General features: G+C 47.5%; 14 protein-coding genes and 1 riboswitch. Of the genes, 2 read left to right on the top strand and 12 right to left on the bottom strand.

What is annotated here, in order from left to right; all coding sequences use genetic code 11:
• Window positions 1-283: 283 nt before the first annotated feature.
• From ACQ76X_RS30820 to ACQ76X_RS30780, 9 genes are all read right to left on the bottom strand, one after another.
• Window positions 284-586: a hypothetical protein gene (locus ACQ76X_RS30820; RefSeq protein ID WP_438497563.1), complete on the bottom strand. Its 303-nt coding sequence runs from the start codon at window positions 584-586 to the stop codon at window positions 284-286.
• Window positions 583-1,605, bottom strand: a complete 1,023-nt coding sequence (locus ACQ76X_RS30815; protein WP_438497562.1) for an RHS repeat-associated core domain-containing protein — start codon at window positions 1,603-1,605, stop codon at window positions 583-585. Before ACQ76X_RS30815 ends, ACQ76X_RS30820 begins: the two co-directional genes overlap by 4 nt.
• Window positions 1,606-1,872: 267 nt before the next feature.
• Window positions 1,873-2,232 (bottom strand): transposase, encoded by a 360-nt coding sequence (locus ACQ76X_RS30810; protein ID WP_438497591.1) that lies wholly within the window; start codon window positions 2,230-2,232, stop codon window positions 1,873-1,875.
• A gap of 243 nt (window positions 2,233-2,475) precedes the next feature.
• Window positions 2,476-2,934 carry a helix-turn-helix domain-containing protein gene (locus tag ACQ76X_RS30805; RefSeq protein WP_438497561.1) on the bottom strand — a complete coding sequence of 153 codons (459 nt, stop codon included), beginning with the start codon at window positions 2,932-2,934 and terminating at the stop codon, window positions 2,476-2,478.
• Between the two features lie 338 nt (window positions 2,935-3,272).
• Entirely contained in the window at window positions 3,273-4,100 is an 828-nt protein-coding gene (locus tag ACQ76X_RS30800; protein ID WP_438497560.1) for a rolling circle replication-associated protein, read from the bottom strand.
• Window positions 4,101-4,971: 871 nt separating this feature from the next.
• Window positions 4,972-5,319: a hypothetical protein gene (locus tag ACQ76X_RS30795; RefSeq protein WP_438497559.1), complete on the bottom strand. Its 348-nt coding sequence runs from the start codon at window positions 5,317-5,319 to the stop codon at window positions 4,972-4,974.
• Window positions 5,316-12,296, bottom strand: a complete 6,981-nt coding sequence (locus ACQ76X_RS30790) for a DUF6531 domain-containing protein (protein ID WP_438497558.1) — start codon at window positions 12,294-12,296, stop codon at window positions 5,316-5,318. The genes ACQ76X_RS30795 and ACQ76X_RS30790 overlap by 4 nt, the downstream gene beginning before the upstream one ends.
• A 25-nt stretch (window positions 12,297-12,321) precedes the next feature.
• The gene (locus tag ACQ76X_RS30785) at window positions 12,322-14,355 is read right to left on the bottom strand and encodes an S-layer homology domain-containing protein (protein WP_438497557.1); all 2,034 of its coding nucleotides are present in this window, start codon (window positions 14,353-14,355) and stop codon (window positions 12,322-12,324) included.
• A 144-nt stretch (window positions 14,356-14,499) separates the two neighbouring features.
• A riboswitch (cyclic di-GMP riboswitch) is annotated at window positions 14,500-14,593 on the bottom strand.
• A 272-nt stretch (window positions 14,594-14,865) separates the two neighbouring features.
• Window positions 14,866-15,546 carry a TetR/AcrR family transcriptional regulator gene (locus ACQ76X_RS30780; protein ID WP_438497556.1) on the bottom strand — a complete coding sequence of 227 codons (681 nt, stop codon included), beginning with the start codon at window positions 15,544-15,546 and terminating at the stop codon, window positions 14,866-14,868.
• A 302-nt stretch (window positions 15,547-15,848) separates the two neighbouring features.
• Between ACQ76X_RS30780 and ACQ76X_RS30775 the strand changes: the two genes are divergently transcribed.
• Both ACQ76X_RS30775 and ACQ76X_RS30770 read left to right on the top strand, forming a co-directional pair.
• Window positions 15,849-16,637, top strand: a complete 789-nt coding sequence (locus ACQ76X_RS30775) for an SDR family NAD(P)-dependent oxidoreductase (RefSeq protein WP_438497555.1) — start codon at window positions 15,849-15,851, stop codon at window positions 16,635-16,637.
• 39 nt (window positions 16,638-16,676) lie between these two features.
• Window positions 16,677-17,042 carry a VOC family protein gene (locus ACQ76X_RS30770; protein ID WP_438497553.1) on the top strand — a complete coding sequence of 122 codons (366 nt, stop codon included), beginning with the start codon at window positions 16,677-16,679 and terminating at the stop codon, window positions 17,040-17,042.
• A gap of 126 nt (window positions 17,043-17,168) precedes the next feature.
• On the opposite strand, the gene ACQ76X_RS30765 is transcribed toward ACQ76X_RS30770, so the two are convergent.
• The 3 genes from ACQ76X_RS30765 to ACQ76X_RS30755 form a co-directional block, all read right to left on the bottom strand.
• Window positions 17,169-18,401: an RICIN domain-containing protein gene (locus ACQ76X_RS30765; RefSeq protein WP_438497590.1), complete on the bottom strand. Its 1,233-nt coding sequence runs from the start codon at window positions 18,399-18,401 to the stop codon at window positions 17,169-17,171.
• A 418-nt stretch (window positions 18,402-18,819) separates the two neighbouring features.
• Window positions 18,820-20,748: an FtsX-like permease family protein gene (locus tag ACQ76X_RS30760; RefSeq protein WP_438497552.1), complete on the bottom strand. Its 1,929-nt coding sequence runs from the start codon at window positions 20,746-20,748 to the stop codon at window positions 18,820-18,822.
• On the bottom strand, window positions 20,732-21,523 hold the full coding sequence (locus ACQ76X_RS30755; protein ID WP_438497550.1) for an ABC transporter ATP-binding protein: 792 nt from the start codon (window positions 21,521-21,523) through the stop codon (window positions 20,732-20,734). The genes ACQ76X_RS30760 and ACQ76X_RS30755 overlap by 17 nt, the downstream gene beginning before the upstream one ends.
• Between the last annotated feature and the right edge of the window lie 79 nt (window positions 21,524-21,602).

Here is a 21,602-nt window from a genome sequence, read left to right as displayed (position 1 = left end):
GCTGCCTGCGCAACCTTCAGCAGCGCGTCAGGTTTCAGGACTTTGTCTGTCCCGTATACCTCTTCCGTGACGCCAGATTCAAGTTTTGGCACAGGGTGGTAAAAGGAAAGGCCTTGGGAGTTAATATCATCAAGGCCCTCAAAAATTAAAGATTATTTAGGTTAAAAAAACTTAATTTCTTGTGTATGATAGATTTCCGACGACTGGTTGCTTAAACTTAGTAGGTGTTTTTAATCTCTGTTTCACAAACAGGGCGCAGTCCCGTTTCCTCTCATGTGGTCTTTTATTGATAAAGGCCATCATTGAAAACTGAAGTAATCTTCATATATAATTCTGTAACAATGCTGATATCCTCATCTTTATTGTAAGATATTTGGCTAATAACAGTTGTATATAGATAAAATAATTCATATACTAGTTTTTTAGATATATCATCTCTTCCTTTAGTGAATATTTTTAAATCATCCAAATAATCAATCAACATTGAAATTTCTCCATTTGGTATAATTCTGTCTTTCCTAATCAAAATAAGAATTTTATGAACAATCGATGATATGTCCTTCCTTAATTCAGCTTCATTTGTCATGGAATCCACCCCACAATCGCACTTATTGGAATGTATTTATAAACTGATACTTCACTATCATTCTCTGCCATTTCAGCTGCATATTCAACACCAAATGGTTCATACAGTCCCATAAATTCATATTGTGCGGACTTTTTAATTGAACTAACTTTATTTAAGTCAATCACAACAATTCCATGCTTGCCTCTATATCGCTCATTAGCTATTCTCAACTCTCTAGTTGTAGCTATCCAAGGATCAGAACCCATAGATATATCTTTTCCATCTTCTTTCTTATTTCCATCTAGTATGTGCTCAAGTAAAGACCATTCTCGATGGGGAGGGGTGTGTTTGGAAAGAATACCTCTCCCAGCTACTAGGTTACCGACATCATAGGAACTAAGCGATCTATACACTATATTTTTTGATGTATTTTTTTTTATATCCTCTGCTTCTTCTAAACTTAGAATAGAGATATTTAAACTTTCTGCAACCTTTGTATTTATATATTCTTGATCTTCACCTACTGGAGTTGCAGCAAAAAGCGCGCTTATAAAAGCACTAACAACTGAGCCAATCAGCCCTGTTTTTGAACCTTTCTTAGCCCCTTTAGCTGCCCCGCCTGTTATAACCTTAAAATCTCTAATTACTTCATCTACAGTTTTTGGTAGTGCCTCATGTCCGCTAGGATCCGTATACCTCAACGGATTATTCAACACATACGTATATAAATTCAACGTCTGCGGATCATTAATATCTCCTTCATAAGTATCCTCACTAATAAACCGGCCAATACTAGAGTCAAAATCCCGCGCCTGCGCATGGGAGTAGCCGCTGTAGTAATCATAGCCCAGGCTGGTGTAGCCGAACAAGTTTTCTGGACCGGACCTGTTCAGGTCGAATCGACTTCCATATTTATGTTGAAAGTTTTTTGAAAAAAAGACCACATAGAGGATGGAATACTCTACTGTGGTCAGAAATAGAAGCATAAGAGTAAAGATAACTAGTTCCTGTTTTTCTCCAAGGCGAATTCCTTCCATACCTCATTTTCCGTATTTAAGAATTCTTTTACATCCTGGTACTTTAGTTCAAATTCTTTATGATCACCTGTACCATGAAGAGCGGCTAAACTAATACCGAGGGAATCCTTTGTAAAATAACTGAATGCAAAATTGCTAATCTCAAACGAAGAATCAGCACCGTTGAGGTATTTAAGCAATTCTTCTGAACTAGTACCTTGACCGCATCAAATTTGAGGATAGAGATGTTTTAATTTCCCTCTAGCTTGCTGGGTGGTAAATTGCCAATCAATCGATTTCTGAACGTTCGGCTTCCCATGCCGACACCTCATTTTGTAATTCGGTCATAGAGGCGATTCGGCGGTTCAGGCACTGAATCGTCAGTGTACTAAGTTCAATCTCAGCGATGTTCAGCCAACTGCCATGCTTAGGGGTGTAATGGATTTCTAACCGTTTCGCCAAGGCTAAAGCCTGTTCAGGTGCAAAAGTTTCATACAAAGAAGAGATCGTATGGGTGTTCAAGTTGTCCATGACCAATCGAATTCTTTTCGCCTCTGGATAATGGACTTCTAGCAGTTCTTGGATCTGCAGGGCCCAGTCGGATTTAGTGCGTCTTTCCGAAGCCTGCACGTGACGCCACCCTGCCAGCTGGTTCCGTGAACATAAACAGGCTGCAGCTTCCTTTACGGATATATTCGTAATCTTCTTTCTGAACTTGTCCAGGCTTCATCATTTGTGGAGGCCTCGAATGATCCAGCAATTGAACGGGCTGCTCATCCATACAAATCAGTGGAATTCCCGGGTCGTATGGAAGGGCATAGGTTTCCAGAACATCCTCCATACGAGCAACAAATTCGCTGCTGGATTTAGCCGGAATACACCACTGTTTTTTCAGGTGAGGCTTAAGCCTTGTTTTTTTAAAGTCGTTCGAATCGTCTCCCGTCCTACGGACTCCAAAATATTCAATTCAATCACTCGGCGAGTCAACAGACGTACCGTCCAGCGGGCATAGCCTTTAGGCGGTTCGGAGCAGGCCAGAGCAATGATGCGTGCCTCGACCTCTCCGGTCACTTGAGAAGGCCGTGCAGGCTCGGCACGATCACGGTAACGCAGAGTTTCTTGAATCCCACGAGTGCAATAGTCTCTAACCGTGTTGTGTACCGTGACTTGGCTGACTCCCGCGCGCCTGGCAATTTCCGCGTGAGTGGGAATCACTCCCTGGCTTTCGTCTGCCAGAAGAAGTACGAGACAACGATTTCGAATACCTTTAGATGTGGAAATGCTGTGAAGGAGTTGCTCAATCCATTGGCGCTCCTCTACTTGGAGTTGAATCTCGTATTTTTTGTTCATGTGATGTCCTCCCAAATTCTTCTTATAGGGAGAGCTTAAAGATTAAATCAGAATTGGTCAAGGTACTAGTTTAGCGCTTTTTTTGGTAATTAATTCCTTATAATAAAAGCAAGCATAATACGCTTCGCAGAAGAGTTCAAGCTTTCTCTTCCTCCGTTGTTACTTGGTATTAAGTTCCCATACAGGCTATCCAAGTAGCCTTCGGGGAGCTTAATTCCATGCAAAAACTCTAGTTTAAGCTCTAAATTATGGCTACCTTAAACAGATTGGACCCAAGTGCGCCTGAGGGCCTGGAGGGACTTTTTATACACGTTTCGTTAAACTGCCGAGCTTCACATTTAAGCGATAATTTGATGTGTTTCTAACCGGATATAATCCAAATAGTCCACAGAAAATTGTCTGGATTCCACCAGCTTTAGCTCAACTCCCATTTTCCGAAAGCCCTCCATAAGCTCATCATAGTTACCCTTAATTATTTCAGGCAGCTTTAGATTCTTGCTTTGGAGGAACAGCCGCTTGCCATAGGAGCGCTCATCCGCTTTAAATTCCTGAAGGTTCTTCAAGAGATACTTCTTAAGCTTATTTCTCCGATCTCCTGCAGATAATTCGTAAACCTGCTTAAAATCCACATATCCGTGACCCCAAATATCACTAAACGTACCATCCGCCAGCTCCTCCCTCGGGATACGCGGTAGTTTCGCCAGCAGGTGGAAGTGGATCGTTCCTCTGCCTTGAAATGAACGTACAGCAAGATATTTAAAGTCCCCGTACCGCTCCCGCATCCGCTTCACCCAGTTTTCATAATCCTTACTGGCTTCGACCAACGAAACGTTCTCCTTTCCATACGTTAGGGAGATGTACTTATGACCCTTGGCGAAGTTCAGGTCCATCAGATTTTCGAATCGTTCTCGTTCTGCCAATGACAATCGTCTAGGTTGTAGAGTGCTGTTACACAGGTAGGAATTGCCCTTATCCAGCGATTCCACGATCAACGTTTCAACCTGATTCTGTTCAAGTCTCAAGGACGTGTTAGATTTACTCCCTTCCACTTGGCGCTTATTCATCGTTTGGTAGGGCTTCATGCAGCCAGGGTATATGGGTTTCCCATACATCTTTACCTTCAAGTAGTTCCCTATCCACGTTGCCTGACAGTTATAAGCATTCATACTCTTCTTCCTCCTTAGGGTAAGGCCCCTTTGGGGTAGCCTTTGCCATAAATAAAGTAGGGGGAGAAGAGTGTGCTCCGTGTGTATGCCATGGGTTGAAGATTACTTTTGACGGATTTGTTACGGTTAATTACGAAGATGTTTGAGGGAAGCATGATTGCGGGGACTTAAATGGATACAGCGGATTGTAATAGGGCAAATACAAGCGTAAGTGAAAGTCCAGAAGTTTACCTTACTTACGAATTCAAACACCTCCTGTAGTGCCTTAGAAAGGTATAGCACCCATCTAATCGCAAATGGGGAGGACCGTTTAAGTATTGCTATCCCTCGCTGCGCTCGGAGACTCCGCTTCGCTTCGTCCAGAGTTTGGTTTAAGAAATTAATATGGGATTTGCGATTTTAGTGCTTGTAAAGAAGGTAATTCACGTTTAGAAGGTTCGGCCATCTAGAGTGTTTTCTGAATGCGTAGCATTCGTTCTATTGCTTAGGTTCTGGGCATGTTCTATACGGCTAGTCTACTATGCTGATTCTTTTCAAGAGAATGTTTATTTCAACTCGTCTGGAAGTGTTTAGATGCGAATGAGTGAGTGGGGTGGAGGTAGTCCATTAGCCGAGGAAAGTAGGTATATATTATTAAAATAAAAAAGATACTTTCGTGCAAGATGCACATTTAAAAAGTCGACTATCTTAATTTTTATCACTGATTAATCTAAGTCTGTGTTGCTTAAATAATGTTTTTTAACTTGAGACGAGATACAGAAAGGCCTTGAGAATTGAGATCCTCAAGGCCTAGATATTATCCATAAAAATCCATACTAACGTTATTCCTCATTTATTCCATAACACTGATTGGAAGAACATAGAGACCAAACTACCCTAAGATTTCAAATGTAATCTGACTACAATATAAACTGAATATATTTTCTCCACATTCAGCAACTTTGTATCTGATACCCTCTAACTGGTCTTTAGAAACATCAGTGATATCGAAAACTAAAGGATATACTCCAGTTAAATGTCCTAACTTTAGATCTTGTACTCCCGTGAAAGATATTGATATCTGTTCATCGTATTCAAATGTTGATTTGGCAAGAATTATTTGCATGGAAACCTTCAACCCGTTTAACTGTGTATCTCGTGTTAAATGAAATGAAGTTAAGTAGATAAAGCCTCTTTGCGCTTTATAAAAGTTATCTATAAGATTATTGTATTTGTTCACGGTTGATACTCTCCTTTAAAATGTGTATCATGCTTTAGAGGCGTCTTGCCCGGTCCCCATTCAAAAGTATGATGATGTACTGGATCTATACCAGCCTTTTTATTACCCAATGTATAGTCCGTCCTAGCTTTTATTCTGCCATATTCATCATAGTATGCTGTCCAAGGTTCAATCCTACCACCACTACTTCTATAATACCCTTTCAATTCTGTAGTTCCAGGAGTTACTTGATAAGGAGCTTCTTTCGTCAAATAACCACCAATTTCTAGTAATGTTTCAGCTGATTTTCCAGCCCCCTTTTTTATACCCAGCTTGAGTGCTGACGATGTCAAAGTTTTAAATATAGATGTAAAGGTACCATCAAAAAGATATAAAAATGGATCATCAAGTAAAGGAACTTCTCGGGCTGAACCGTATAATAACTCATTGTACATATTTATTGTCAGATCTTTATAACCAGTTCCCTGAATGTAATTCGTTCTATTTACTGTATCAAAATATTTTAATCGAATGTAATTTGCTGCATCATGAGCAGACTGCATAATGATAACGTCATTCATCTGCTGGGCCATGCTAAAAATGGACTGATAATATTGAAGAGTATAACTATCTTCAGTGTTATAGATTGGACCAGTTTCAGTATGCATATGCCCTGACGGATCAGCATACTTTAACGGATTATTAGTTACATACGTATACAAATTCAAACTCAGCGGATTATCAATCTGCCCCTCATACGTATCCTCATTTATAAACCGGCCAATACTAGAGTCAAAATCCCGCGCCTGCGCATGGGAGTAGCCACTGTAGTAATCATAGCCCAGGCTGGTGTAGCCGAACAAGTTGTCTGGACCGGACCAGTTCAGGTCGAATTTCTCCGGGTTTTCGGCTACGCCGAATTCGTCGTAGCGGTAGCGTGCCGAGATGCTGCCGTCCTGGCCTTCCAGTCCGATCACGCTTCCCTGTGCATCACTCAGATAATAGAGTGTCTTCGGCGCTGCAGCCGCCGCTCCTGCACCACTGGCTCCATCAGCCGGTTCCCAATCGTTGCTCTCATCTTCGCTGACCAGATAACTCATGCTGATCCGTTCTTCACCGGCTCCGTAGACGTAGGACTGCTTCCAGTTCTGGCCGTCAGCTCCGGTTGCCATAAGAGGCTGTGGAATGCTCATGGTGATGTCATTGGTAAAATAAATATCGATCTGCCGCTTCTTATATTGCGGCTCCCAGCCATCACGGTTCCCGGCAGGATTGCTTGAGAGATAAGCATCCTGAATTGCACCGTCACCAATGGTGGTCCGCATGGAGACCCGGTTCCCGTCACCGTCATACTTGTATGTGGTGATATCGCCGTACGCGTTGGTGTTCCCGATCAGCCGGTTCGATGCATCCCAGCGGTTGCTCTCCAGCACTTGAGGGCCTGCAGCCTGCGCAACCTTCAGCAGTGCGTCAGGATTCAGGACTTTGTCTGCCCCGTATACCTCTTCCGTGACGCCAGATTCAAGATCTGCTTCCGGCAGGCCGGATAATGAAGCTTCTTCAGCATCGGTTGGAATTGTTCCTGCTGGATTTAAGGATGGATTTGCAATCGATGACAGCGGATCTAATAGCTCCGACAATGCATCTGTATTGGTAACTGCATCTGCATTTGCGTCTGCGGCCCTGCCTGCTTCCAGTCCTTTTACTTCCTTATCCGAATAGACACTTTCCGGCACTGTAACCTTTTGCGCATTGGTCTTCGCCGTGAACAAGCTCAAAGCCGTTTCGCTGTCGATCCCGCTCACTTCCAGCAAATTGCCGCGCTTATCGTAGGCGTAGTCCTTGTAGTCGCTGCCTTTTTCGTAATGGGTCAGCTTGTTGGCCGCATCGTAGGTGTAGCTCTCCAAGGTGGTAATTCCGGCTTCAGTTGCTTCTTTGCCCAGACGATTGCCTACGGTGTCGTAGGAGTAAACGACCTTGGAACCATTCTGCTTCTGCACTTCAACCAGTTGGTTCAGCGCATCGTACGCATAATCCGAGACGTCTGCCGGACGCTGTGTGCCTACCGGATTATCCTCATCGCTGCCGCCTTCCTGGCGTTCCGTGCGTATTTTGTTCCCTGCCGGATCGTAGACATAGGTCAGCTGCTCCAGAAGCGCGCCGCCCGGTGCCTGATGCTTCATCTCCAGCAGTTGTCCAACCCCGTCATAGGTATAAGTGCTTTGACCGTTGTTCGGCAGCAGCTTCTCCGTCAGGCGGCCGCCTGCATCGTACTGATAGCTGGTCGTCTGGTTCTGCGCATCCGTCACCTGCTTGATGCGGCCCAGCTTATCGTAAGCATAGTTGACCACTGAGTTATCCGGATAGATCACTCTGCTGCGCTGTCCGGTTGCGGTCCATTCATAACGCACGTTTTTGCCGTCCGGATCAATGACCGACGTTGGCCGGTTAAGTGCATCATAGGTATATCTTGTGTTTCCGGTACTGTCCGTCATCAACTCACGGCGTCCCGCGAGATCATATTTGTAATTTACAGTAAGATCGTTACCGTACTTAATCTGCTCCACTTGATTGCCTTTATTATAAGCATACACGGTTGTATTACTGTCCGGTTCAGTAACCTTCTGCAGGTTGCCGTTCTTATCATAAGCAAGGCTGGTCTTCTCCTGCAGTGGATTCACTGATTCAATCACCCGGTTCAGTGCATCGTAGTGATAGGAAGTCACTGCTCCCAGGGCATTGGTTTTGTCCAGCAAGTTGCCGGAGGCGTCATAGGTGTAATGGGTGGTGCTGCCCTCCGCATTCTTCACATCCGTTAACCGGCCCAGCGGATCATACGTAAAGGCAGTTTCACGCTGATTCGCATCCACGATCTTCTCTACATTGCCTTGAGAATCATAAGCATATGAGGTTTCGTACCCGAGCGCGTTGCGTACCCGTGTACTGCGTCCCAAATCATCGTATTCGTAGGTGGTCTTCTGGCCTGCCGCATCGGTGAACCCGGTCATTAGTCCGCGTGTATTACGGGTTACGACCGTTTCCTCATTCAGCGGATTGATTGTCCCTGCATCCAGACCTCTGCTGTCGTATTTGGTCTTCCAGATGGAATGATTAGGGTCAATGACGGCGATCTGATTGCCGTTCTTGTCGTACTGGTATTCCGTTACCCCACGTAACGCATCTGTTACCTTCACCAGTTGTCCCAGTGCATTGTAGTCATAATAGGTGCTATTGCCCAGCGCATCCGTCTCTTTGATGGTATTGCCAGCCGCATCATAACGGTAACTCGTCTTGGCATCGAGTGGATCGGTCACACTCAGCAGTTCATTGCGTTTACTGTAGGTGTAGGAGGTGAGGTTACCCTTGGCATCCTTCCGGGTGAGCACATTTCCGTTATCGTCGTAGGTATAAGTGCTCTTCCCGCCTTCAGCATCGGTAACTTCCTTTACCTGCCCGACACTGTCGTAGCTGTAAGCCGTTGTCTCACCCGCCTTATCTTTTTGCTCTATCACGCGGCCAAGCGCATCATACGTATTGCTGGTACTATGCTCAAGTCCGTCCTTCGTGCCGCTTAACCGGTATACCTGGTAAGAGCTGACGGTCTTTGTCCCGGCTTCATCCGTTTGTTCTTCCACATTGCCATTTGCGTCAAAAGTGACCGTGCTCGTCTGGCCAAGTGCATTGGTTATGGAAACGGCACGGTCCTTCTTGTCATATTCGACACCTTGCAGCTTGCCATCGGCATCTGCCACTTGGGTGGTGCGGTGCAGGGTATCACGCTCAATCACTGTCGTATATCCGCTCGGGTCCTTAATTTCCTGTGCGAACCCGGCAGCATCATTGATATATGCTGTGGTATGCCCTTCAGCATCGGTTACGGAGACCGGAACCCCTGCACTGTCTCTGACAATGGTGACAGTGCTGCCGAGGGCATCCGTACTTGTGACAAGATTGCCTGCGGTATCATAATCGTAGGTGGAAGGGTTGCCGAGGGCATCGATCTTCTCAACCGCACGGTTCAAGGCGTTATAACGTGTGAGGGTGGAAGTACCATTCTCATCTGTCAGCTGAGTAACATTGCCGCGCTCGTCATATGCCAATTTTTCTTTATTGCCGTTAGCATCTGTGATCGCGGTTACCCGGTCACTGCTGTCATAGCTGTATTTAACGATCGAGCCATTCGCCGCTTGCCGCTGAACGACTTGGAAATTATTATTCCATACATAAGCAGTATCTTGATGAAGCGCATTGGTCCACGTTGTCTTATTCGCAGTAGTGGCGATGGAAGAGGCCAATCCGGCAGCACTCACCGTTCTGGCATTCCCGGAATTCACATCGCTTGCTCCGCTCTCCGAGTAGGTCAAAATGGTCTTGCCTGCTCCCACTCCCGTATGAACAACAGGAGTCTGGTTCGGAGTCATGTCTCCGCCAAGGACGAATAGACCGCCCGTCTGCACATTCAGATTATTGTTGACGCTGACGTTGTCACGAACGAACAGATCGCCGCCGGACACGGTTAGATTCGCCGTCTGGTTGTTGGATACGATCCCGCCAACGACCATCTCCTGGGCGATGTTCATTTCCACCCTAGTGTTAATGGACAAGTCTCCGGCAATCAATATCCGCTGCGCATCAATGGTCAGCCCGCCGCTGTTATAGGTCAAACTGCCCGTTTGCAGTGTATCCCCCACAGTTACGGAAGAATCATTGTTGAGATGAATCGTTCCGCCGGACCACAGATTGCCGTACAAACCTTGAACCTTCTGCACATCCAGTGCAAGCTTGGTATTGGCATTAAGTCCCTGCTTCAGAATCAGAGTACCGTACACACGCACGGTAATATCCCGGTTCGTATTCATACCATCCACGATCAGCACCACAGGCTTGTTCGGCGACCCGAATGTTACGCTTTCTTCAAGATTTAAATGACCCGAACTGACAACTGCCGGAGATGTACTGCTGGCCGCAATTGCACTTTGGATGGCAGCAATCCCGCCTGGAGCGGCAACCGCAGAAGTAATGAAGGCATCCCGTTTGTTCTCGATGGCTCCGATGCTGCCCGCCAAATAGTCAGCAATGAGCGGCTTCAGCCCTGCAACCTGCCGGTATGCAGGTGCATGAGCAAGATTATGCATCGTACCGGACAAAATCACTTCATCCCAGTCCGGAATATCCCGTCCGTTCGCAGGATTTATCCCAGTCTCGCCGCCTTCCGACACCTCTCCCCGAACTACTGGAGCTACACGCCCTTCATAGCTGGATGAACTCGTCTGCCCGTAAAAATCGGTAAAGCCGGTCACGCGTTGATGGTCATCATAGTTTACACTCATCGCGGCGGTCCCTTTGGCATCCGTAACACTAAGCACATGGTGCTTGTTATCATAGGTAAGCTTGGTTATAGCTCCATCCACATCAGTAATCGAGGTCAGGTCCCTAGTGGCCGGGTCATAATGAAATGACATTTGGCGGCCGGTTGAATCACTTGCAGTCATCAGTTTCCCTGCTCCGTCGTAGCTTAAGCTCAGAGAAGCCCCGGCTGTACTGACCGTTGCCAGCTTCGTACCCTGGTAAGCAAATGTGATCTTATTCCCGTTCAAATCCGTAATGGACTGCAGCAGCCCCTCTGCATTGAACCGGTAGAGATCGCCTTGAGGTGATGATAGAGTATACGCCCCTGCTGACGGAGCACTCAGCGTCCAGTCCGTGCCGCGCGGTGTCAGATACTCTCCTCCCGACAAAGGTACGTACTCAAAACGCGAGCCATCCGGGCTCATCACTTCTACCTTACCGTCTTCTACCGCAGTCAGCTTCCATTCATAGCTGTGATGCCACCCTAATCCACTTACACCTGTAAAAGGGTCACGGCTTAAATAGTTCAGGCCAAATTGCAGCGGCATCAACGCCTGCAGCGAGATTGAATCACTGGAGTAGACAAAATCTCCCCGGGCCGGATCAACCGGCGCCTGTCCGGACGGGTTCACAATCCGCAGCCGATCCTGAAGGGCCGCTTCCGTAAACTGCGGCAGATCCCCGCTGTTTATAGCACGGCTGGTTTGCGGATTGGTCAGCAGAATGGAGGTCAGGCCGCTGATTGTTCCCGCCGAGGTTGCAGACTGGTTCAATACTGCAATGTCCTGAGCCTTCTCCTGCATGGCCTGAACAGTATCCAGCTTATAATAATAGGCTGCCAGCGCCTCCCAGCTGAGTGAAAAAGCAGGCATAGGTGCACGCAGCACTGCGAGCGGCTCCGAAACCCCCGAGTACTTACCTTCCTCTTTCGCTCTTGCCGTGATATGCACGGCTTTGCCCAGCGTTATCCCGATCTGTTCACTCCATTGGCCTGCGCTGTTGACCGCAATATTAGAGTACAGCCGTTTTTCCCCACTGGACGGATAATAAAGTTCCACTTCCAGCTGGGCCCCTGGTTCAGCAGTTCCTGAAACCACAGATTGTCCTGCAGCAGCAGGTTTGATCTGCAAAGCTGCCGGAGGAGGCAACTCATCGCCTCCAAGGATTTCAAAGCTGGCGATCTGCCCGTAGTACACGCCAACACCGTTATACTCGGCAGGGGAGATACAGATGTTATAACGCCCTTCATCCAGCGGTACACCGCCGATTTTCCCGTCCCATTCATACTCATGAACGATATATTGGCCGTTCAGCTTCGTTGGATATTCACCGCTCTTAATCAGATCCCCGAGGAGCGGGGACGATCCGTCCCGCTGCGGAGTACAGAGGCTGATATTCGTTTTATGATACTCCTGACCGTTGTCGGCCGCGTTGAAGCTGAAGGAGATTTTAACCGATTTTCCCGATTCCGGGTTAAGTTCGCTGGGTTCAATCCGCATATTGGTAGCAGCATAGGCCGGAGAGATGAACTTATCCAGACCTGGAAGGATGGGAATATAAGAAATGACCAGCAGCAAAGCAAGCATGAGGTTAAAACGCGCCTTCATGCTGCCGCCGCGCCACTTCCTTTTGAGCGCTCCGAATTTCATGATTTGATCTCCTATCCGTTGTAAGTTAGAGTAATTTCAGCTCAGCCAGCAGCTTGTACATCACGACCGCTGCTTCTGCTCTCGTTGATGAATCTTTAGGCTTCAAAAGCTGTCCGTTACCCTGCACCAGCTTCTTGCCCACCGCCGCAGCTACGGAATCCCTTGCCCAACTGCTAACGCTGCCGTTGTCCTTATATCCGCCCAATTCAGCTTCAAGCTTGGCAGATTCTGCAGCAGAAGCCCGGCTGCCGATAGTGCTGTCTATTGCCCGCATCAGCATCACCATCATCTGTTCACGGGTCAGCGGATCATTGCCGTGAAAAAGTCCACCTTCTCCCGTTACGATTCCTGCCGCTGCAGCTGCTTCCACATAAGGGTAGGACCAGTTCGCAGCTGAAACATCTCGGAAAGCCGGCGTCTCCGGCCGCTGCGGCTGCAATCCAAGAGTTGCTGCCAGCAGCTTGGTGAATTCAGCCCGGGTCAGGATCCCTTTTGGCGCATAAGCGGTTCCGTTCATCCCGTTCACAATCCCCCTAGCCCCCAGCACCTCTACAGCTTGCTGCGCCCAGTGACCTGACATATCTGTGAATTCAGCTCCACGCAGCATTACCGTATATAGTCCGGAAGCTGTAATTCTGGATTGAACAACGGCGTCTTCCGCCGCAGTCACTCCGCCAATATAGTTCCATATGCCTTTTGCCGGATCGTTGCTATAGATTCCAAGCTTCTCACGGCCTGTCGTCCAAGGCGCTTCCTTCGGGTACCCTACCGTCAGCTTGGCCGGCTTCAGGAACGGAGCATTCGCTTGCACCTGCCACGCAGAACCTGCCTTCAGCAGTTTTTTGCCGGTTGCGTCGAGCAGTACCTCTTTCTCCAGCTCAGCTTGGGCCAAGCTTACAATGGTATTGTCTGGGAAGGTTCCTGCTGAAATCTCCAGCCGTGCCCAGCCATTCAGTACAGACAAAGTACCTCCAGCACTTCCGATAACCTGACTGTCCTTGGCTCCGGTTACTACAGGGGTCTTCACTTCCGGGGTTGAACCCGGGTTCGGATCTGCGCCTGGATTTGGAACTGCACCTGGATTTGAGGTTGTCCCTGGAGCTGGAGTCGTTCCTGGGGTTGCCCCTGGACTTGGAGTGGCTCCCGGACTCGGAGGGGTTGATCCTTCTTTCAGGTCAATCGACTCTATGTAGTCATCGTTCTTGCTGTAAAGCAGTTTATCCTCGGTAATGCCGATCAGCTTCGTTCCGGGCTCTATCGCTGGCAGTGATTTCACTGCATATGTAGAAAGGTTCACTTGCTGCAATGTGACAGCACCGTCCCTCTCCTCTTGAAAAACTGCCTGCCCTTCACCTATCGACATAAAGGCATACTGGGTTCCTCCAGGCTTCATCTGGGTGAGATCCACAGGCAGAGCAGTCAGATCCTTGATATTCAGAATCACATATTTGCTCTCGGAAGACCCATTTTTTTGCTTGAACAGCACATCGCTGCCGTTAAAAACAAACCAGTCCACATAACTTGCTCCGCCCAGACTAACAAGTGCGCGCGTAGCTCCGCTTTTCAAATGGAGCAGACTGAGCCCCCCGTCACGGGCATTCTTATACACCACATTGCCACCGGCCAGCACCGGGAAGCGTCCTTCGCCGAGGTCGGCTTCAACACCCGTAGCCAGATCATGATAGATCATGCTGCCGTAATTTTTGCGCTCGTACCAGACTACACCGACTCCATCCGTAGTCGGATTGCCATATGTGCCAGACTGTTTGTTAAGCTTTCTCCGGGTACCCGTTTCAAGATCGGCAGTGTAAATATCCCAGTTCAGTGAAGACTCCTGCTCTGTTCCTTTGTCGGACCACACTGCAACGTTGCCGCTCACATAAGGCGCATCCTTGGCGGATGAACCCGATGTAAGAACAGTGCTCGCACCACTGGCCTGATTCATCGCGTGAACCTGCTTCACCCCGTCGGCCTCTGCTTCCAGCCATACAATCTGGTTGCCGGATACGTTATAGTCCGTTCTACCCGGATCGGTCCCGGCAGCCAAAACCTGCTTCATGCTAAGACCTCCGCTAAACAGGCCCACAAGCATACTCACCGCCACTGCGGACACAACTGTCCGTGAAAACTTCCCTTTCCTTCTAAACCTCATTTACTTCTCTCCCCCAGCGCTATTTGTAGGCACGCCAAAAAACCAAGTGCCTTGAGCGGCCCGGCTGTCTTAACATCCTCCTTTGGATGAAGTAGACCCGTGGCTTTGCGTCTCCGACTTTCGTACGGATTTGCCTTTGTTTCAAACTCGGTTTTTCTGTCCCGTTATGGGTATGCAGGTGTGACTTTAGTTGTACAGGACTCTTTCTTTATCGGAATTTATCCCTATTAAATTAATAAGTCCTAGTTCTCCCTTACTTATATACCTTTTCCTTTTTTTCGGAAATAGGCCTCGTTCTTCGGCATTTGTAAAGATTTAAAACAAATTTAGAAACAAAAAAACGGCATCTCTGCCGTTTAAATTGTGTTATAGACTCTCAGGATTCGAACCCCGGCCCTATATAAAGGATTTCACTAACTACTCCTGCTTTAAATGCTTGGCTGCGGCTGTAGGTGCAAACAGCGAGCTTGCAAGCAGAGCTACCGTTCCTTTATACACTGCGTGCGACGCTGCGACACTTCCCAAATGTCCTCCTATGTGCAGGTGAATCACTCCGTGAAGAGAGGACCAAATCGTACCTACAATAAATTCCGCATTTGAATCACCAGCAATTAGGCCTTGCTCTTGAGCGCTGACAATCACGGACAACAAGCGCCGCATAGCAGTAACAGTGCCTTTCATGCTCTGCTCATCCGGTTTGAAATCTGCAAATGCTCCCCCAAACATCAATTTATAGTAGCTGGTATAGCGCTGGCCAAATTCCCAATACACTTCTGCCAGATTAATTAAATACTGCTGCAGATCCTCTGACTGTGAAGCACTCTCAAATTCGTTCGAGAGTATTTTGCAGCCCTCCAGATATAATTGCTGGGCTAAACCTTCTTTATTAGCAAACAGACTGTAGATGATCTTGGTCGAGCAACCCATCTTCTGAGCTACTTTTCGCACGGTGACAGCTTCCGGCCCTTCTTCCTGAAGAATAAAGGCTGCTGCATCAACTACGAGTTGACGAAGACTAGCTGTGTTCTGTAAGCGGGCTTCCTGGTAGGTTGTCAGCTTTCTATTGCTTGCGTCAGCAAAATTGTTAGGTTCATTCAACTTAATCGCCTTCTTTAGTTATGTTGTTATTCTCGGGAAACGCAGTTTCCAATCATATACCACGCATTCTATACAGTCGATTCCACAAAGTCAATCCTACATACACATATCTTCTTGCAAATTTTAAAAAAAGAAGGTTTGACTTTCTCCAGCCAGCAGGTTACTATGATTTCAACAGGAAACACCGTTACCAACTAACAAGCAAATTTTTCTTTGGGCACTACGTTTAAAGTAATTTTTTTTGCTCAATCGGTAACATCGTTTCCTAACGAATACATCGTTTTAATAGGAGGAGTAATTTTATGAATATTCAAGGAAAATGGTCGCTAGTCACGGGTGCCTCTTCCGGCATTGGCGAACAATTTGCAATACAGCTGGCTAAACAAGGAAGCCATCTGGTTCTCGTAGCCAGATCTAAGAACAAACTGGATAACTTGGCAGCGGAACTCGAAAGAAGCTATAACATCAAAGTCGAAGTCATAGCTATGGACCTTACGGAAGCAAGTGCACCAAGGGAATTGTTCCAGCAATGCCAGCTGTTGAAGCTTGAGATTGAGCTGCTGGTCAATAATGCCGGATTTGCCACTCATGGGATGTTCGAGCAAATCTCAGGCCAGCGGCAGCATGAGGAGATTATGTTGAATGTTGCTGCCGTCGTAAATATGACCCATTTATTCTTGCCGGATATGCTGCGCAGAAGCTCTGGTACTGTGATCAATGTATCGTCCACTGCAGGATTTCAGCCGCTCCCCTATATGGCTGTGTATGGGGCAACCAAAGCTTTTGTCTTGTCCTTTACAGACGCATTATGGTGGGAGAATCGTGACCGTGGAGTCCAGTTCTTCGCACTTTGTCCCGGTTCTACCGATACAGATTTCTTCACCGTTGTGGGGACTGAGGAAGCTTCAGTCGGGAAGAAAGCAACTCCACAGCAGGTAGTTGAGACTGCGCTGCGCTCACTCGCGAAAAAGAAGATATACACTGTTCCAGGCTCGCAAAATTACCTCGGAGCACAGTTGTCCAGATTTGTTACCCGAAAGCTGAGTCTGCGGATTGTTGGAAACATGCTTCGCCCCAAAAATAGCGTATAATGAACAAAATAGAAAATCCACAGAAAGGGGATAGGATACATGATATTGAGCATGAATTGGATTACGCTCAGGGTGCGGGATCTGGAGGCATCCCTTAATTTTTATCACAGCATTCTGGGACTTCCGATTGACCGCAGATTTGAGAGCAGAGGAAGACAGATTGTTATGTTAGGCACGGAGGGGCAGCCCAAGATCGAGCTTATTCAGGGAAGCGACCCGGCTCTGAAGCCGGAATGCGGTGTGTCCATTGGGTTCGAGGTGGCGTCACTGGATGAGGCAATAGAGAGTTTCAAAAGCCAGGGTATCCCGGTAGCGCGTGGTCCGGTCACGCCGAATCCACGCATATCGTTCTTTTATGTACTGGATCCGGACGGTTTCGAGGTACAGATCGCAGAGCACAGCTAAGCCTGTGTTTTCGTCTTTTCCCCATGGAGCAGAAGCAATAAAGCTGCACCCCGTCACAAGATTCATAAATTACCCGAAACGGGGCACGGCATTCAGACAAATTTGTTTCAGTGTCCTGCTAGGGTGTTAGTTAACTTTGGTAAACAACCACTTCTGAGCATCAGTTCCATTGTCGGTCCATTGCTGGACCACTGCCCCATCTGCCGTAGAAGATCCGGATACGTCTATGGCCAATCCGCTCACTTTGGAAACAAGTTTGAAGTACCCGCCTCCCGCATCCACGATTCTCCACCGCTGGGCATTGGAACCATTATCGTCCCATTGCTGAAGCTGTACACCGGTGGAAGTACTTGAGCTTGGGACATCCAATACTTTTCCGCTATGCACTGCTGTAAGCTTGTAGTATCCGTCACCCGTACTCTCTACCTTGAATTTCTGGTTATTGGCAGTGTAATTGGTCCATTGCTGCATTTTCGCTCCACTGGCTGTGGAAACGTCCACTACATCCAGCGCCTTGCCGCTCGCCTTGTTTGTTAAGGTATAAATACTGCCGCTTTCGATGTTTGGCGAAGTGGACGCCTGATACACGCGTACATAATCAACCAGCATTTGTGCCGGGAATGGAGTTGAATTGTTGGGACTGCCCGGCCAATTCCCGCCCACGGCAAGATTGAGCAGTATAAAGAATGGCTTCTGGTATTCTTCCGTATTTCCAGTTCCGTTCTCAATATAGAAGGCATTATATTGGTTGCCGTCTACAAACCACCTTATATAATTTGCATCCCACTCAATGCTGTAGACATGGTACTGGGAAAAATCCAGATTGCCGGATACCTGTCCATACTCAGCATGTCCATTGGCATCCCAATGCACTGTGCCATTAACAAAGGCATTATTGTTTACACGTTCCATAATATCGATTTCCCCGCACTGAGGCCAATGCGCCGAATCGATGTTCGTTCCAAGCATCCAAAATGCCGGCCATATTCCCTGCCCTGAGGGCAACTTGATTCTCGCTTCGATTTTTCCATAGGTAAAACTTTTTAATCCTTGAGTCTTTATCCTTGCAGAGGTGTAATTCTTTCCGCCATAGGATTCTTTTAGTGCAGTAATGACGAGATTCCCCCCGGTAACTTTCAGGTTCTGCGCACGGTTGGTGTAGTACTGCAGTTCATTGTTTCCCCCGCCATCGCCGTTAACTTCGGCAGACCAATTGCCAGTATTCAGGGAATTTCCGTCGAATTCGTCGCTCCATACCTGATTCCAGTTAGAAGCTGCATTTGAATGCCCGGCGGGTATTAAAGAAATCAAGAGTGTGAACAGAAGTAATAGAACCAGAACTTTTCCCCTTCTCAACATCATCTTTCCCTCCTCTTAAAATGATAGTTTTAATAGGACGCAGGAAAACAGACGGTAACAGTCTACCCATGATCAGCCCAGTAAAATCACCTCACTTATTTTCTCTTATTTCAATGTACGGCGCGCGCTCCGCACATTTGAAACCCGGAATAGCCAGAGCATAAATAAGCGTTTTCCACACTGTATTGGTGCCGACGCCTTTGGAGGGGGTCAGTCTAATCGGCTCACATTATTGCTATTCCAATCGGTTTCGTATATAAACGCCTGTTGTCTTCGTTACAGGGGTAGTTTCACAGGAATTATGTAAGCGCAAACATTTTGTATAAACCCATTATAAACCGGTTTCGGTTCATGAATCTACCTAAATTTTGTCCAATTTTCAAAAAAATAGTGGATATAGTACAGGAGCTCGCACAACTTAGCAGCCTTGATGCTGAGACATCTTCACAATCCGGCGATAATAAACAATAGTGAGCACAGCGAACAGAAAATAGATGAGCGTATATACCGACATGGCAATAGCTGCCGGGAAGGTGAGGTTGGATAAGGACAGCGCAGAAGCCGCTTTTACGGCGAAGATGGAATGCAAAAGCCCGATCGCAAGCGGGATCGCGAATACAAACATCTGCTTGCGGATAATGCCGCCCATGATCTCACGCTCTCCGAATCCGAGCTGCCAAAGAATCGTATAGCTATCCCTCTCCTGCTCCGCCTCTGTCATTTGCTTGAAATACAGAATACTGCCCGTGGAGATGAGGAAGATCAGGCCGAGAAAACCTGCTATGAAAATGATCAGCCCGAATTTCCGGAGTGACCCTTTATAAAAGCTATCGAAATCGGGATTGCCTCCCTCTTCCTTGACATATTTCGCATAGATGCCAGCTGCCGCTGCACGCTCATTCTTATCCGCAATTTGGTAGGTGTCGATCACAATCGCTTCATATGCAGGCGAAGATGGCATTTGCTCACGAATAGCCCTTATCGAGGCCAGCGGCATCACAAGCTGATGACCGTGTAAGCTGAAATTCATGGCATAGCGATCATTTCCCCGTGTTAATTGTATGTTGCCGTGAACCCCACTTGCCCCGAAATCAACAGCTTGTGGAAAAGTAACCGGAAACGGCTGCTTGCTTAGCACCTTTTTGAGGCCAGTGTACCAGACAGCCTCCCCCTGTACTGGGACAATAATGTCTGCACCGCTTGCCTGCAATTGTTCTGCCGCGAGCAACAACAGGCTGCGTCCGTCCCCTTGCCCTTTACCGATCGTGCCAGGCAGCCGGACAGCCTCAACCGGTTGATAAGCAAACGCAATTCCGGCCTTCTCCAGCTCAACTCGAAAAGACTTCGCATCCCGCTCATTATTGGCAAAGATAAAGTCGTAAGGCAGCATTGCTCTAGACTCACTCTCCGCCGAATAGTACAGCGAATAAGAGATGGCTACCATCGTCAGCGTCATCGCAGATAGGATGGTAATCAGGGTGAGCGAGTTCGCATTCCCTTTCATGCGATGCATGATCGGGGCTAGCGACAAACTGTTTTTTAGCCCGAGCTGTCCATCCTTCCCCTTTCGTATCTGGAAGAACAGCCAGCCTATCGTCACACGAAACAGCAAATAGGTCCCAAGTATGGTCGAGGCAAGAATCACAAGCACCTGCTGGAACAGATTCTGGCCGAGGGTTTGGCTGGAGAGCAGATAGCCCGTAACGATCAGTCCAATACCAAGCAGCCCCATCAAAGCGGACAGAACAGTCTTCGGCTCTTGCGGATAATCGCCCTGCTTGTCCGCCTTGAATAGATCGAGCAGCGTTGAGCGGTAAACCTTGAACAGCATTTGTATCATGGTAAGGCCGATTAGCACAGTAAATACGATGACGGTCTGCAAGGCGGCTCCACTCGAGAAAGAGAGGGTTACAACGCTTTCTATACCGATCAATTTCATCAGAATAAGCATAAAAATCCGCGCCACAAGCGCGCCCCCAACTATTCCAATCAGGAGCGCCCCCATCCCAAGCAGTGCACTCTCCGTGATGAGCAACCTTGCTACCGCGCTGTGCGACAGCCCCACCAGCTGATACAGCCAGATTTCCTTGCTGCGGCGTTTCAGAAAAATGCTGTTTGCGTAAATCATGAATACAACCACAATCGTGAGCACCAAAATTCCGGCCACATCAAACACCAAAGTAAATGGAATATCGCCGAATGATGCTGCCATTACCGATGAGTCATTCTGCAATGTGGCAAACACGAAATAAAGGGCTGTACTGAAAATTAGTGCAAAATAATATAAGTAGTAATTTTTAATATTTTTCCGCACACCACGGATAATCAACTCAAACAGTGTCAACATGATCACCCCCGAGCACGGCCTGCACATTCAATATATCTTTGAAGAAAGCTTGCCGTGTCTTACTGCCACGGTACAATTCGGAATACAGCATTCCGTCCTTCAAAAACACAACGCGGCTGCAATAGCTCGAGGCCACAGGATCATGAGTCACCATCATAATGGTAATATTGTGCTGCCCGTTAAGCTCCTCCAGCATTCCCAATAGAGAGGAGGCCGCCTTCGAATCCAAAGCACCAGTCGGCTCATCCGCAAATACGATGGAGGGCCTGTGGATTAATGCGCGTGCAGCAGACGTCCGTTGCCGCTGCCCCCCGGAAATTTCATTCGGATATTTATGGGCAATCTCCCCGATGCCAAGATCTGCAGCCATGGCCTGAAAATCAGCCTCCACCGATGCTTTCTTCATCTTATCAAGGGAAAGGGGCAGCAGGATATTCTCTTTTACCGTCAACGTATCAAGTAAGTTGTAATCCTGAAAGATGAAGCCCAGCTTCTTGCGCCGAAAAGCAGACAATTCGGTATTTTTCATAATCGAGACGTCCGTATCTTCGACGAGAATTTTCCCTTCCGTCGCTTTATCAATGGTCGCCAACACTTTGATCAAAGTCGATTTCCCCGACCCGGACGGCCCCATGATTCCGACAAACTCACCTTCCACTACACGCAGGTTGATGCCCTTCAGCACCTGCTGAACATTTCCCCTGACACCAAATGATTTACGGACTTCCTGCGCATGCAGCACGGTTCTCAGCCCATTGTTTTGATTCGTCTCCATAGCCTCAATAGCCTCCACTCTGATATAACCTTCATTTTAGAGAAACAGGCCATGCCCGTCGCCCGTATCAGATGACAAG

The organism is Paenibacillus sp. IHBB 3054, from assembly GCF_051594305.1.
Classification (GTDB): domain Bacteria; phylum Bacillota; class Bacilli; order Paenibacillales; family Paenibacillaceae; genus Paenibacillus_AQ.
This window is presented reverse-complemented; position numbering and strand designations above follow the sequence as displayed.